Here is a 14,138-nt window from a genome sequence, read left to right as displayed (position 1 = left end):
GGTCCGGGAAGGCGGACCGTGCCGAGCGGGTCAGGGCGGGGCCGGCGTCAGGCGGCCGTGCGCTGCCTGCGGCGCAGGGTCAGGTACGTGCCCGTGGCGCCGGCGGCCAGCAGGGCGCCCGCGCCGAGGCTGACCGCAAGGACCGGGAACTGGCCGGAGCCGGTCGTCGCGGCCGTGTCCACCATCGCCGGGCCCGGGGTGATGCGGGTGCTCACCGGGGCGACGTGGCGGATCGGGCCGATGTGCTTCACGGAGCCGTCCGAGTTCAGCAGCACCTGCTTGTTGTTGGGGTGCCGGAAGTCGAACATGTTCGTCAGCGAGCCCGCGGCGGCGTCGAAGGAGTGGTCGCCGACGCGGCCGGTGTGCCAGTTGTCCTCGATGAAGCGGGTGATCGAGGACTGGTCGGTCTGGGTGTGGTCGACCTTGTTCACCTTGCTGTAGGGCGAGATGACCAGCAGCGGCTGCCGGGTGCCGGGGCCGCAGCGGTCGGCGTAGCCGCCGGACGCGGCCGGGCCGGACTGGCAGGCGGCGCTGTCGAGGGCCTTGCCGTTGGAGCCGACCGTGGTGTCCGTGGAGCCGTTGCGGGGCTTGGCGTAGGCGTGGTCGTACCAGCCGTCGGAGTCGTCGTAGGCCACGACGATCGCGGTGGACTTCCACTGCGGCGAGCTCTGGATGGTGTTGATCTCGTTGACGAGGAAGTGCTGCTCGTCGGTCGGGTCGGAGTAGCCTGCGTGGCCGTCCTGGTACGCACCGGCCTTGAGGAAGCTGACGGCCGGCAGCTTGCCCGCCTTGGCGACCGCGGTGAAGTCGGTCAGGTCGTAGTTGTGGTTGGCCTGGCCGTTGTGACCGATCTCGTTGACGTTCTTCGGCGCCAGGTGGTGCGGGTTGGACGTCGACTTGTAGTACGAGAACGGGTTGTGGTGCGGGCTGTAGTCGACCACGGAGGCGCCGCCGACGTTGGTGTGCGTGGTGTCGCACTTGGCGTAGGAGCCGGACGTGCCGTCGTAGGCCGTGGACGGGCGGAAGCCGCCCTGGAACCAGCCCCACGTCACGTGCTCGGCGTTGAGCAGGTCGCCGATGTTCCTGCCCTGGAGCGCCGCGAGGGCGCTGGTGCTGGTGTGGTCCTTGCCGGAGCAGTCGTCGTACGCCGGGTCGGGGTCGTTGATGACCGTGCCGACGCCCTTCGCGTTCGGGGACGCGATGGCGTACGAGTCGGGCGTCGACGTCTGCTTGCCGGTGACCGGGTCCACCGAGATCGCGCCGTGCGTCTGACCCGAGACCAGGTTGAGCGCGCCGGGCGTGGACGGGCCGTAGACCGAGCTGAAGGAACGGTCGTTGAGGGCGTACTGCTGGGCGTAGTTCCACAGACCGGTGACGGTGTTTCCGTCGTAGTAGTCCATCACCAGGCCCGGCTCGCCGAACAGGCCGCCGCTGCACTTGTCGACCTCGGTGTTCTGCACGAACTGGTCGGCCTTGCCGCCGTCGTAGGCCAGCTGCTCGGGCCCGTAGGAGTGGTTCTGGTCGCAGGTCATCGCCTGCGCCGGGGTGAGCCGCTTGGGCAGGTACTGGTTCGGGTTCTTCGTCAGCAGCCCGGCGTGCGCGAGGGTGTCGATGTCCTTCGGGGTCTTCTTGGACGCCGTGAACTTCGTGCCGTCGGTGTTCGCGGCCTTCGGGTAGGTCGCGAAGTAGTGGTCGAAGGAGATGTTCTCGCCGAACAGCACGACCACGTGCTTGATCGGGGTGGCGGTCGACGAGCCGCCGCTGTGCCCGGCGGGTTCGGCGGCCCAGCCGGGCGCGGCAGCCCCGAGGACCGTGAGCGCGGTGGCCCCCGCGAGGACGCAGAGGCTCCTCATCGCCGTTCGTCTTCCTGTGCTGGCCATGCTGGTTCCCCTCCGGGCATGAACGTCACTGCGTCGTACTGGCAGGGATGCTTCGCTCGTTCGCGGGCGCTCCGGCGGAGCCATGATGGCGGGTGAATGAACACCGGGTCAGGGATGTTGGGGTAAATTTTGACTGTGTATTGACCGTTTGGGCTACGGAACTGCCATGGAGTTGTTCGAACAAGCTCAGGTCAGCAGAGCGCGTCCGTACCAGTCGTCCCGGTCCCGCACGCCGGGCAGGACGAAGAAGTAGCCGCCGCCGAACGGCGAGACGTAGTCGACCAGCGGCTCCCCGGCCAGCCGCTTCTGCACGGTCTCGAACTGCCGGGCCAGGTCCTGCTGGTAGCAGCAGAACAGCAGGCCCATGTCGAGGTTGCCGTTGCTGTCCATGCCCCGGTCGTAGTTGTAGGCACGGCGCAGGAGCCGCTGGTCGGCGGTGGCCGTGGTGCGCGGGTTGGCCAGCCGGATGTGCGCGTCCAGCGGGATGACGTCACCCTTGGGGTCGTCGGCGTAGTCGGGCGTGTCGTGCTCGGCGTTGCCGTCCAGGGGCGCCCCGGACTCGCGGGACCGGCCGAACATGCGCTCCTGCTCGGTGAGCGAGACCCGGTCCCAGAACTCCACCAGCATCCGGATCAGCCGTACCGCCTGGTAGCTGCCGCCGACCGCCCACTGCGGTTCTCCGGAGTCCTTGCCGACCCACACCAGCCGGTCCATCTCCCGGGCGCTGGCGGTCTTCGGGTTGGCGGTGCCGTCCTTGAACCCGAACAGGTTGCGCGGGGTGCCGGACGGGCGGGGCGGGCTGGTGAAGCCGTCCATCCGCCAGCGGACCTGCATACCGCCCCGGGTGTGCCGGGCGATGTCGCGCAGCGCGTGCAGACGGTGTCGGTGTCGTCCGCGTGCAACTGCACACTGAGGTCGCCGTGGCACCACTCGGGCCGCAGGTCGTCGTCCGGGAACGCCGGCATCGCCGTCAGCCGACGCGGTCTCAGTTTCCCGAGCCCGTACCGGTCGTCGAAGAGGGAGCCGCCGACGCCGACGGTCACCGCCAGGGCGCGCGGCGGCAGTTGCCCGCCGAGGACGCCCGAGTCGGCGGGCGGCCCGGTGACGCCGACCGGGTCCGGGGTGCCGCCGGAGGTGAGGAAGCGGGCGCGGTCGGTGAGCGTGTGCAGCAGCTCGGTCAGCTCGGCGCGGTCGCCGGCGGTGACGTCGAAGGACGTGAACACGGTCGTCCGGCGGGGCGCGGCGATCGCGGACTGCTGGCGGGCGCCGTGGAAGGGGGCTATCGCGGGCGTGCCGGTGCCGGTCGCGGTGTCCGTGCCGGGGGCCGCCGCGCCGCCGGCCGCCAGTCCCGCGCCCGCGAGGGCCGCGCCGCGCAGGAACCCGCGGCGGCCCACCGCGCCGCTGCCCGTCGTCCCGTCGGCGCTCATACCGTCCTCCGCGGATCGCACAGGGTCGCCACCGACGCCAGCCGCTCCACCAGGTCACCGAGGACCGCGTCGACGTCCTCGCGCTGCCGGTGGCCGAGCTTGCCGAGCGGTGTCCAGGTGCCGCCGTGGCCGAAGCGGTCGAGGGTCGTGCCCGCCCGCCTCAACTCGCTCTCCAGACCGGCCAGAGGGGCGTACCGGGTGGCCAGCAGCGGGTGCAGCCGGGACATGACCTCCACCGTGCCGTCCAGGTTGGCGCGGGCGGTGGCGAGGTTGCTGCCGCTGCCGTAGTCGGTACGGCCGGTCAGCTCGAACTGCACGGTGTTCTCCAGGATCTCGTGCGCCCGCAGCCCCAGCTGGGCCGGGTCCATCCGGGTCTGCGCCCAGTCGTCGCGCAGCGCGGTGACCGCCTTCACCAGGCCGGCCGCCGGGCCGCGCAGGCCGGCGGCCGACTCGCCGTGCCACAGCCCGTACTCGACCCGGTGGAAGCCGGTGAAGTCCTTGTCGCGCACCCCGCCGGGCAGCCCGGCGTCGGTGCCGTTGATCGCGCCGTCGGCGTCACCGAAGGCGTCGTACGCGGCGCCCAGCCGCTCGTACTCCAGGTGCGCCGGCAGCCAGGCGGTGCGGGCGGCGGCGAGATCGCCGCGGTCGACCGCGTCCCGCAGGGTCGTGGTCAGCCGTACGACGCCGGACAGGCCGCTGCCCACCCACTTCTGGTAGGCGAGCGCCGGCGGGATCAGGTCGTGCTCGCTGACCGGGGCCGCGGCCGGGCCACCACGGCCCCTGGCGATGCGGACGGTCGGCCCGGTGACGGCGTCGGCGTCGTCGGGCACGCACCTGAACGCGTACGCGCCCTTGCCGAGCCGGACGGTCAGCTCCCGGGTCGTACCGGGCCCGATGCCCTCCACCTCGCCGTACACGGCCCGGCTCCCCGGGTCCTCCAGGAGGACCTCGGCGGACCCGTCGGTGGGGTTGTGCAGGTCGAAGACCTGGACCCCGGGCACCGGCCTGCTCCACCCCCGGCCGCAGCGGCTGGCGGACACCTCCACGGCGGTGTGCGGCAGCGCGGCCGGGTCGGCGTGCGCGCGGCGTGAGCCGCGCGGGAGCGCCAGAAACCCGGCCACCAGGCATACGACGGCGACACCGACGACCGCCCAGGGGCGCAACGACCTCCAGCTGAGGCCGGTCAACACCATCCCGAACTCCCGGGGGTTCGTACCGTTCGTGATCGCCTCATGTTAGGCGGCCCTTTGTACTCGAACGGCCGTCCAGGGAAACCCATGACCAAGAGTTCCCTGCCGGTTCACCGCACCTCCAGGGGACCCGCTGCGTCGGTTCCGCGATGCGGCGGCGACGGCTCCTGTTCCGCGCGGCCGGTGAGGGCGCGCGTGGGACGGGGCCTGTGAGGGGGGCGGCGTGCCGAGGACCGGACGGTCGCGAGAAGATCGTCCGTGACCAACCGGTCCACCCGATCCCGGAAGGAACCGAGGAGATCATGCGCCTCATCGTGGCCCGCGGCCCGGCGGAGGTGTCCGGATGACCGGCGCCGAGGAACCCGTCCTGCTCCACGTCAGCGGACGGGCCGCGCACATCACGCTCAACCGGCCGAAGGCCATCAACGCGCTGTCGCACGCGATGGTGCGCCGCGTCGACGAGGCGCTCACCGCCTGGGAGCACGACCCGGCCGTCCAGACCGTCGTCATCACCGGAGCAGGGGAGCGCGGCCTGTGCGCCGGTGGTGACATCCGGGCCGTCCACGACGACGCCCGGGACGGCGACGGGTCGGCCGCGGCCGCGTTCTGGCGGGACGAGTACCGGCTCAACGCCCGCATCGCCCGCTACCCGAAGCCGTACGTCGCGGTCATGGACGGCATCGTCATGGGCGGCGGGGTCGGCGTCTCGGCGCACGGCGGCGTCCGGATCGCCACCGAGCGGTCGCTGATCGCCATGCCGGAGACCGGGATCGGCTTCGTGCCCGACGTCGGCGGGACCTACCTGCTCGGTCGCGCACCCGGTGAACTCGGCACGCATCTCGCGCTGACCGGCGCCGGGATCGGCGCCGCCGACGCCCTGCTGTGCGGCCTCGCCGACCACTACATGCCGTCCGGCTCGATCCCCGCGTTCGTCGCCGACCTCGCCGTCCTGCCCGTGCCCGAGGCGCTCGCCCGGCAGGTACGGCAGCCGCCGGACGGCGAGTTGGCCGGGCACCGGGCGTGGATCGACGCCTGCTACCCGGCCGGCACGGTCGAGGAGATCGTCCAGCGGCTGCTCGCGCACGGCGACCCGGCGGCGAAGGAGACCGCGGACACCCTGCTGTCCAGGTCGCCCACCGCTCTGAAGGTCACGCTGGAGGCGCTGCGCCGGGCCCGCCGGCTCGGCTCGCTGGAGCGGGTCCTGGACCAGGAGTACCGCGTCTCCTGCGCGACCCTCGCCACCCATGACCTGGTGGAGGGCATCCGCGCCCAGGTCGTCGACAAGGACCGCACCCCGCACTGGTCCCCGGCCACCCTCGCCGAGGTCACCGACGCCGATGTCGAGCGCTTCTTCGCTCCGCTCGGCGAGCGCGAACTGGGCCTCGCCCCGCCCGTCTGAGCCGCTTTGGCCGCCGCCCACCAGGCGCGAGACGAAGATCACGCCTGGTGACGCGGTCTTGGCCGTGCCCCTGACACGCGGTACGGTCGGTCCGATATGACGACGGCGAGACGGAAGCCGGTGGGAATCCGGAACGGTCGCGCCACTGTATGCAAGAGCCCCAGGGCTGCTTGTGAGTCAGACCCGTGGCCGTCGTCCTGTGCACCACCGAGATGGGACGCGAACTCCCAGAGGAGGTCCTGCCATGGCGCAGACCGTCGCTCCGCCGACAGCCACCACGCCCGCCGTTCCCGCCAAGCTGCCGCTGTCCGCGATAGCCCCGTGGGCGGTCTTCTTCGGCATCCTGATGCTGGTCCTGCTCTACTTCGTCGGCGCCGAACAGGGCGCCACCTCCGTGTTCAGCGGCACGGACGTTCACGAGTGGGTGCACGACGCCCGCCACCTGCTCGGCTTCCCCTGCCACTGACGGGAGGGACGCCGTAGCGCCCATGAACTCCGCAACGGTCCGAATCCTCCTGGTGCGGGGCATGCTGGCCGGTCTGGCCGCCGGTCTGCTCGCCCTCGTCGTCGCCTACCTGCTCGGTGAGCCCGACGTCGGCAAGGCGATCGGCTTCGAGGCCGCCCACGCGCACGAGCACGAGACGGAGGTCGTCTCCCGCTCCCTGCAGTCCACCGCCGGCCTGGCCACCGGCGTCCTGGTCTACGGGGTCGCCTTCGGCGGGATCGCCGCCCTGGCCTACTGCTTCGCCCTCGGCCGCGTCGGCCGCTTCTCGCCACGGGCGACCGCGCTGCTGCTGTCCGGCTGCGCGCTCGTCGCCGTCTACGTGGTGCCGTTCCTGAAGTACCCGGCCAACCCGCCGTCGGTGGGCGACCCGGACACCATCGGCAAGCGGACCGCGCTGTACTTCCTGATGATGCTGCTCAGCGTGCTCCTCGCGGTGGCCGTCACCATCCTCGGCAAGCGGCTCCAGCCACGGCTGGGCACCTGGTGGGCGACCGTGCTCGCGGTGGTCGCGTTCGCCGTCGTCATCGGGGTGGCATACCAGTTCCTGCCGGTCGTCAACGAGGTGCCGAAGGACTTCCCGGCCACCCTGCTGTGGCGGTTCCGGCTCTCGGCGCTCGCCATCCAGGTGTCGCTGTGGGGCGGATTCGGCCTGCTGTTCGGCGAACTGGCCGAGCGCGTCCTCAACCCCGGGCCGGCCAGGGCGCGGGCCGCGGCGCGCACGGTGCCCGCTCCGCACTGACCGGCACCCTGCCCACCGAACGACACGCGAGGGCCCTCCGGAACGCCCGGGGGGTCCTCGCGCGTTCGCTCACCCACCCCCGCGCGCCGGCCGCACGCACCGCCGGGCGGTCCGGCCTCCTGCGCGGTAACACGCCATGTCGACAGGGCGGGTTGCGGCCCGCCGGGTCGATGTCCGCGCGGCCGACGCCCGGGCGGCCGGTGCGCCGTCGTATCCTGCGGGCCGTGACGGAGACCTATGTACTGGACGGCACCGCGATCACGACCCTGGAGGACTTCTGGCGGGTGATCGGCGAGGCGGTCAACGGGCCCGGCGGCTACTTCGGCCGTAACCTCGACGCGTTCGCCGACTGTCTCAGCGGCGGCTTCGGCACGCCCGACGACCGCGACTTCGTCTTCGAGTGGCGCGACCACGGCGCATCCCGTGCGAATCTGGGGCATGCGGAGACCGCCCGCCAGCTGGAGATCCGGCTCGCCCGCAGCCACCCCTCCAACCGCGCCGCCGTCGCCGCGGAGTTGGCCGAGGCCCGCGCGGGCCTCGGCGCCACCGTCTTCGACTGGCTGCTCGACATCTTCGAACAGCGGGCCCCGGGCGCGCTGCGACTGCGGTGAACCCGCCGTGAACCCGCCGTGTCCTCGGCGCGCGGCCGGTGCCCCACTCGCGTCCGCGGCCGCTGACAAGGGAAGATGGGCGGCGAGCGATCGATCAACGACTGCGGAGGAAGTGGACTCATGCCGCATGAGCGAGCGGGCCGGCCGGCGGCTCCGGAGGACCTCGTCGACGTGGCCCGGCTGGTCACGGCCTACTACGCGCTGCACCCCGACCCGTCCGACCCGGGCCAGCGGGTGGCGTTCGGCACCTCGGGACACCGCGGATCGTCGCTGACGACCGCGTTCAACGAGGACCACATCGCGGCCACCAGCCAGGCCATCTGCGAGTACCGGAGCGGCCAGGGCATCGACGGGCCCCTCTTCCTGGGCGCCGACACCCACGCCCTGTCCGAGCCCGCCAAGGCCACCGCACTGGAGGTCTTCGCCGCGGGCGGCGTGACCGTCCTGATCGACAGCGCCGACGGCTACACCCCCACCCCCGCCGTCTCGCACGCCATCCTCACCCACAACCGGGGCCGTACGGCCGGCCTCGCGGACGGCGTCGTGGTCACCCCCTCGCACAACCCGCCGGCCGACGGCGGCTTCAAGTACAACCCGCCCAGCGGCGGCCCCGCCGCCTCCGACGCCACGTCCTGGATCCAGGACCGCGCCAACCAGATCATCGCGGGCGGGATGAAGGACGTACGGCGCATCCCGTACGAGCGCGCGCTCGCCGCGCCGACCACCGGCCGGTACGACTTCATGGGCGTCTACGTCGACGACCTGCCCAGCGTCCTCGACCTCGACGCGGTCCGGGCGTCCGGACTCCGCATCGGCGCCGACCCGCTCGGCGGGGCCTCGGTCGCCTACTGGGGCCGGATCGCCGAACGGCACGGCCTCGACCTCACCGTGGTCAACCCGTACACCGACCCCACCTGGCGTTTCATGACGCTGGACTGGGACGGCAAGATCCGCATGGACTGCTCCTCGCCGTACGCGATGGCCTCGCTCATCGAGAAGCGGGCCGACTTCCGCGTCGCCACCGGCAACGACGCCGACGCCGACCGGCACGGCATCGTCACCCGCGACGCCGGCCTGATGAACCCCAACCACTACCTGGCCGTCGCCATCTCCTACCTCTACCGCCACCGCGGGCAGTGGGCGGCGGACGCCGGTATCGGCAAGACCCTGGTGTCCTCCTCGATGATCGACCGGGTCGCCGCCGACCTCGGCCGCCAACTGGTCGAGGTCCCGGTCGGGTTCAAGTGGTTCGTGGACGGACTGGTCAGCGGTGCCATCGGGTTCGGCGGCGAGGAGTCGGCCGGCGCCTCCTTCCTGCGCCGGGACGGCTCGGTGTGGACCACCGACAAGGACGGCATCCTGCTCGCCCTGCTCGCCTCCGAGATCACGGCCGTGACGGACCGGACCCCGTCCGAGCACTACGCCGACCTCACCGCCCGCTTCGGCGAACCCGCCTACGCCCGCATCGACGCCCCCGCCACCCGGGAGGAGAAGGCTCTCCTCGCCAAGCTCTCCCCGGCCCAGGTCACCGCCGAGACCCTGGCCGGCGAGGCGGTCACCGCGGTGCTCACGGAGGCGCCCGGCAACGGCGCCGCGATCGGGGGCATCAAGGTGACCACGGAGAACGCCTGGTTCGCGGCCCGCCCGTCCGGCACCGAGGACGTCTACAAGATCTACGCCGAGTCCTTCCAGGGCCCCGACCACCTGGCCCGGGTGCAGGAGGAGGCCAAGGCGGTGGTGATGACCGCCCTCGGCGGCTGACGCCCGGACACCTTCGCGAGCTCCGCGCCGGAGGCGGTGGCCGGCTCGCGAAGGTGCGGCGGGCGCGGGCACGGGCACGGGCGTGGCCCGGGCAGGTCCGGTGCGGCCTGCCCGGGCCACGGGTGCGGTGGGAGCGGGTCAGGGCGCCGGCACAGGACGCGCGGCGCAGGTGACGTCCGCCGCCGGCAGCCGCCCGGTGGCGAGATACGCGTTGACCGCCGCGTCGGCGCAGTCACTGCCGTAGACACCGAACACCGCGTGCTGGTCCGCACCGCGCAGGGTCACCAGCCGGGAGCTGGGCCAGTCGCGGTGCACCGCCTGCGCGCCCTCGTAGACGGTGCGCGGGTCGCCGGTCGCGTTCACGAGGAGGGCCGGCAGGTCGTCCCTGATCGTGGTCGGGCGCTCGCGCGGCGGGTCCCAGAAGGCGCACGGCCCGATGTTGTTGGTCACCGGCCCGAACAACGGGTCCCGCGCGCGGGCCCGTTGCACGTCACGCCAGTAGGTCTCCGGGTCGCGGGGCGCGCCGACGTCCCCGCAGAGGACGGCCATCTGCACACTGCCGTACGCCGACTCGGCACCGGTCAGCATGAAGCCGAGCGTGTCGGCGAGCCACGGACTCGGGTCGACCGGCCTGCCGTCGGCCGCGTCCCGCAGGTCGCGGACGGCCGCCGCGAAGTCGCCGTAGGCCGCGTCGTTGTCCTGGGAGAGGCCGTCGAAGACGACCATCGGCGCGACGCTCTCGTCCACCCGGTAGCCGCCCACCCGCAGCGGCGCGCGCTCGGCGGCGGCCTGGACCCGGTCCACGACCGCGAGCACCGCCTCCCGGCTGTGGCCCAGGCCGTACGTCGTGTCGCGGGCGGCGGCCCAGGCGGCCCAGTCGCGCAGCGCGTGCCGGCCCGCGGGCTCCGAGCCGCGCAGCAGCCGGGGGCCGTACCGGTCGGGGTCGGCCACCCCGTCCAGCACGACCCGGTCCGTGCGCTCCGGGAACATCGTGGCGTACACCTCGCCCAGGTAACTGCCGTACGAGTAGCCGAGGTAGGAGATCCGCCGCTCACCGAGCGCCGCGCGGACCACGTCCATGTCCCGCGCGGTGTCGCGGGTGGTGACGTACGGCAGGACGTCGCCCTCGTACTTCCGGCAGTCGCGGGCGAGTTCCCCGGCGAAGGCGGTCGAGCGGTCGAACCCGGCCCGGTCGTGCCCCGGGCCGCGGATCGCCGAGCCGGTGGGCCAGTGGCAGTCCATGGGAGTGCTGCGGCCGACGAAACGCGGGTCCACGCCGACCACGTCGTACCGCTTGCCCACGCCCTTCATCGCCGCCCGCACCCACGGCGGGTCACCGATCGTCTGCCCGCCCGGGCCACCGCTGTTGAGCAGCAGCGCACCGACCCGGTGGGCGGTGTCGGTGGCCTTGATGCGGGAGACGGCGACGGTGACGGTTCGGCCGTCCGGACGGCCGTAGTCCAGCGGCACGGTGACATCGGCGCAGCGGGCGCCCGCCTTCCGCAGCGCCTTGCCGGTGTCGTCGTCGGGGCCGAGCACGCAGCTCTTCCAGGTGAGGTGCTGGTGGTGGTAACGGGCCAGCGGGTCCGGGGCATGGGTGGCGGCCGGTGTGGTGCCGAGGGCCAGGACGCCGGCCAGGGCCAGGGCGGCCGTGGCCGCGAAGTCGGTCATGCGGAGCTCCTTTCGGTGGCGCAGAGGGAGGTGTCGACGAGGTTCTGGAAGTCCAGTTCGGCCTGGAGGCTGTCCGGGACCTGGTTCAGGGCGACGGCCACGCTGTGCCCGCCGGGGCCGACGGCGACCAGCGCGCGATGCCCCCCGGGCACGGTCCCGGCGTGTCCCCACCACACCCCGCCGCACGACAGCGACGACGAGATCAGCCCCAGTCCGTACCGGGCGCCGGGCCACAGCCGGTCCGGATCGGCGGCCACCGTCCGCTTCATCTCCGCCAGCCCGGCCCCGCTCAGCAGCCGGCCGCCGAGCAGCGCGGTGGCGAACCGGGTGAGATCGCCCTGCGTGGAGACGAGGGCACCGCCGACCCCGCCGAAGGACATGTTCCAGTCGGTGCCGTCGGCGCGCCGACCGTCGTCGGACGTGAAGTAGCTGTGGGAGTGCGGCCCTTGGATCCGTGTCCCGTCGCCGGGCCAGTAGGTGTCGCGCAGCCCGAGGGGCCGGATCACCCGGCGGCCGATCTCGTCCTCCGGGCGGTGCCCGGTGACCTTCTGGACGAGCAGGCCCAGCACCAGATAGTTGGTGGTGGCGTAGTGCCAGCGCTGTTGCGGGCGGGGCAGTTCGAGAGCTCGGCTGATCAACTCGCGCGGTGTGAAACGGCGGTACCGCAGCCGTTCCGGGTGCTCCCACTCCGGTGCGTCGAGGTAGTCGGGCAATCCGCTGGTGTGCCGCAGGAGTTGCCGTACGGTGATGCGCCGGCCGTCGTAGCCGTGGGCGTCGATCAGCCCCGGCAGGTAGCGGCCGACGGCTGCGTCGAGCGAGAGCCGGTGCTCGGCGGCGAGTTGCAGGACGACCGTCGCGGTGAACGTCTTGGTGACGCTGCCGACGCGCAGCCGGTCGGTGGTGTTCATCGGGCGGCCGGTGCCCAGATCGGCCGTGCCCGCGGTCGCGGTCCAGCGCCCGCACGGGCCGTCGGCGAGGACCGAGGCGCCGGTGATGTGATCGCCGGTGGTCAGTTCGGTCAGTGCCCGGCGGACACCGTCGTGCGGACCGCAGCGCTCGGCGTGCTCCGGAGGCGACGACCGTGCGAGGGCCGCCGGTGCGGACGCCAGCACGAGCGCCGCCACCGATAACGCCAGGGCGGACTTGAGGGAGAACGTTGCCATGTGCGCTCACGCTAGGCACGGGCCGCCCCCCGATCACTCCAGCGGGCTGCCGCATTCAGCCGGGGGACAGCCCCCCGCCGGAGCCTGGGGTGAACCCCCCCCGGCGGAACCCGACGCCGGCGTTCGTGCGCGCTCCCGTCTCACGACCCTCCCCACAGCCCGTGCCCGCGGCCCAGGATCCCGTGCGGGTCGTGGCGGGCCCTGGCCTCGGCCAGGGTGTTCCACCGGCTGCCGTAGTGGTCCCGCCAGTCACCGGGGGACATCGGCAGCGCGTTGACCGGGTAGGCCACCGCGCCCCTGGTCCGCGCGTACTCGTACGCCGTGCGGTTGGCGGCCACCATCGGGCCGGCCGCGCCGGGGACGGCGGTGCGCAACAGGGCGAGCAGATGGACGACCTCGCCGCGCGGGCGGCGGAATAGCGGGGCCCGCAGGGTGCTGGTGAGGAGTGGGTAGAGCAGGACCAGCCCGTTGACGCGCAGGTCCTGGAAGCCGGGGTCGGCGAGGATGCCGTTCACGACGGACGCGGCGGTGTCGTCGGGGAGGAGAAGGTTCAGCCAGGGGTGCGGGTGCAGCCACTCGCCGGTCTCGCGCAGGATCTCCTCGTCGGTGGCGACCCGGTTCGCGAACTCGGCGTATCCGAGGTCCGTGATCTCGGAGGTGGCGAAGGAGAGGCCGCCGAGGAGGGTCCTGTCGTCGGGCGGGGTCGGTCCCTGGTGGGCGGTGACCGCCTCCACCATGTACGTCCAGCCGTGGGCGGAGTCCTCGGTGGGGCGCGCCTGGCCCTCCAGGTGGGCGAGCCGCCGGTCCGCCGCCAGCAGGCGCTGGTCGGCCAGGTAGCCGTCGAGGTCGGGGTAGTACAGGCAGTAGCGGCGCACGAGGGCGGGCGCGGGGGACAGGCGCACGGTGGCCCGGACGATGACGGCCACCTGACCCAGGCCGGCCAGGACGGCGTGGAAGAGGGCGCCGTGCTGATCCGGTGAGCAGACCAGGTGCTCGCCGGCGCCGGTCACCACCTCCAGCTCCAGCACCGAGTCCGCGACCAGGCCGTGCCGGTGGCTCGCGCCGCCCAGCCCGCCGACGCTGAGCACACCGCCGACCCCGGCACCCAGGTAGTCGGTGAGGACGGGCGGGGCCAGCCCGTACGGGAGGGTCGCGGCGAGCACGTCCCGCCACACCGCCCCCGCCTGGACCTCGACCCGGTCCCCGGTCACCGGCCCGACCGCGCCGAGGTCACGCAGGTCGAGGACGATCCCGTCGCGCGCCTGCCCCTGGCCGTACATCGAATGGCCACCGGCCCGCGCCGCCACCGGGATCCCGCGCGGCCCGGCATACGCCAGCGCGTCCCTGACCTCGGCCGCCGACCGGGGCCGCAGTACGCCCAGGGGCGGCGCGCACACCAGGTGTCCGAAGTCCTCCGCGGCCTCCCGCAGGATCTCCTGGCGGGTGTCCAGCAGTTCCACGAATCGCTCGGAGACACGGTCCGACGACGTCACGCGGCACACTCCAAATGGGCATCGGCCGACACGGGCGGAACCATTTTCGTGCCGGGGCGCGGCGGACGGATGCCGTTCCCCACTTTGCATCTGAACACCAGGGTGGGTTTACCCTGCCGGAATCCGGAGAGCAGCGTGACCGGAGTACTGCCCCGTCCCCGTCGCGCCCCGGAGCGCGAGCCCGCTGAGAGGTGTTCTGGTCTGTCCCGCTCCCGCGAAACAGCAAACGCAGTCGACACGCCGTCCCCGGCCGGCGCGTCGCCCCCGGCCGGCGCGTCGCCCGCGCGGGCCGCGGACCG

10 protein-coding genes, 1 pseudogene and 1 riboswitch are annotated in these 14,138 nt (G+C 73.0%); of the genes and pseudogenes, 5 read left to right on the top strand and 6 right to left on the bottom strand.

The genetic code is table 11. The features are described 5' to 3' along the window. Positions 1-47: 47 nt before the first annotated feature. The 3 genes and pseudogenes from AB0P24_RS46775 to AB0P24_RS46765 form a co-directional block, all read right to left on the bottom strand. Positions 48-1,853, bottom strand: a complete 1,806-nt coding sequence (locus tag AB0P24_RS46775) for an alkaline phosphatase family protein (RefSeq protein WP_365805413.1) — start codon at positions 1,851-1,853, stop codon at positions 48-50. Positions 1,854-2,066: 213 nt separating this feature from the next. Then, a pseudogene (efeB, locus tag AB0P24_RS46770) lies at positions 2,067-3,307 on the bottom strand (iron uptake transporter deferrochelatase/peroxidase subunit). Further along, a complete protein-coding gene (locus AB0P24_RS46765) occupies positions 3,304-4,500 on the bottom strand; it encodes an EfeM/EfeO family lipoprotein (protein ID WP_365805412.1) in 1,197 nt (398 codons plus the stop codon). Before AB0P24_RS46765 ends, efeB begins: the two are co-directional and overlap by 4 nt. 340 nt (positions 4,501-4,840) lie before the next feature. On the opposite strand from AB0P24_RS46765, the gene AB0P24_RS46760 reads away from it, so the two are divergent. The 5 genes from AB0P24_RS46760 (at position 4,841) to pgm (ending at position 9,512) form a co-directional block, all read left to right on the top strand. Beyond that, positions 4,841-5,896: an enoyl-CoA hydratase/isomerase family protein gene (locus AB0P24_RS46760; protein WP_365805410.1), complete on the top strand. Its 1,056-nt coding sequence runs from the start codon at positions 4,841-4,843 to the stop codon at positions 5,894-5,896. Between the two features lie 67 nt (positions 5,897-5,963). Then, positions 5,964-6,104: riboswitch (cobalamin riboswitch) on the top strand. A gap of 36 nt (positions 6,105-6,140) precedes the next feature. After that, positions 6,141-6,362, top strand: a complete 222-nt coding sequence (locus AB0P24_RS46755; RefSeq protein WP_365805408.1) for a CbtB-domain containing protein — start codon at positions 6,141-6,143, stop codon at positions 6,360-6,362. 22 nt (positions 6,363-6,384) lie between these two features. After that, positions 6,385-7,140, top strand: a complete 756-nt coding sequence (locus tag AB0P24_RS46750) for a CbtA family protein (RefSeq protein WP_365805406.1) — start codon at positions 6,385-6,387, stop codon at positions 7,138-7,140. A gap of 224 nt (positions 7,141-7,364) precedes the next feature. Further along, positions 7,365-7,751 (top strand): barstar family protein, encoded by a 387-nt coding sequence (locus AB0P24_RS46745; protein ID WP_365805404.1) that lies wholly within the window; start codon positions 7,365-7,367, stop codon positions 7,749-7,751. Positions 7,752-7,871: 120 nt separating this feature from the next. Next, positions 7,872-9,512: a phosphoglucomutase (alpha-D-glucose-1,6-bisphosphate-dependent) gene (gene pgm, locus AB0P24_RS46740; RefSeq protein WP_365805402.1), complete on the top strand. Its 1,641-nt coding sequence runs from the start codon at positions 7,872-7,874 to the stop codon at positions 9,510-9,512. A 138-nt stretch (positions 9,513-9,650) separates the two neighbouring features. On the opposite strand, the gene AB0P24_RS46735 is transcribed toward pgm, so the two are convergent. The 3 genes from AB0P24_RS46735 to AB0P24_RS46725 form a co-directional block, all read right to left on the bottom strand. Beyond that, a complete protein-coding gene (locus AB0P24_RS46735) occupies positions 9,651-11,183 on the bottom strand; it encodes an alpha/beta hydrolase (protein ID WP_365805400.1) in 1,533 nt (510 codons plus the stop codon). Beyond that, positions 11,180-12,346, bottom strand: a complete 1,167-nt coding sequence (locus AB0P24_RS46730; RefSeq protein ID WP_365805398.1) for a serine hydrolase domain-containing protein — start codon at positions 12,344-12,346, stop codon at positions 11,180-11,182. The genes AB0P24_RS46735 and AB0P24_RS46730 overlap by 4 nt, the downstream gene beginning before the upstream one ends. 140 nt (positions 12,347-12,486) lie before the next feature. Beyond that, positions 12,487-13,839: an FAD-binding protein gene (locus tag AB0P24_RS46725; RefSeq protein WP_365805396.1), complete on the bottom strand. Its 1,353-nt coding sequence runs from the start codon at positions 13,837-13,839 to the stop codon at positions 12,487-12,489. Between the last annotated feature and the right edge of the window lie 299 nt (positions 13,840-14,138).

This window comes from Streptomyces sp. NPDC086519 (assembly GCF_040686075.1).
GTDB classification, from domain to species: Bacteria; Actinomycetota; Actinomycetes; order Streptomycetales; family Streptomycetaceae; genus Streptomyces; species Streptomyces shenzhenensis.
Note: the sequence above shows the minus strand (reverse complement) of the source record. Positions and strands in the feature narration are given on the sequence as shown.

Coding starts and splice junctions, on each gene's coding strand:
- AB0P24_RS46775 (WP_365805413.1), bottom strand. CDS start 1,853: ATGAGGAGCCTCTGCGTCCTCGCGGGGGCCACCGCGCTCACGGTCCTC.
- AB0P24_RS46765 (WP_365805412.1), bottom strand. CDS start 4,500: ATGGTGTTGACCGGCCTCAGCTGGAGGTCGTTGCGCCCCTGGGCGGTC.
- AB0P24_RS46760 (WP_365805410.1), top strand. CDS start 4,841: ATGACCGGCGCCGAGGAACCCGTCCTGCTCCACGTCAGCGGACGGGCC.
- AB0P24_RS46755 (WP_365805408.1), top strand. CDS start 6,141: ATGGCGCAGACCGTCGCTCCGCCGACAGCCACCACGCCCGCCGTTCCC.
- AB0P24_RS46750 (WP_365805406.1), top strand. CDS start 6,385: ATGAACTCCGCAACGGTCCGAATCCTCCTGGTGCGGGGCATGCTGGCC.
- pgm (WP_365805402.1), top strand. CDS start 7,872: ATGCCGCATGAGCGAGCGGGCCGGCCGGCGGCTCCGGAGGACCTCGTC.
- AB0P24_RS46735 (WP_365805400.1), bottom strand. CDS start 11,183: ATGACCGACTTCGCGGCCACGGCCGCCCTGGCCCTGGCCGGCGTCCTG.
- AB0P24_RS46730 (WP_365805398.1), bottom strand. CDS start 12,346: ATGGCAACGTTCTCCCTCAAGTCCGCCCTGGCGTTATCGGTGGCGGCG.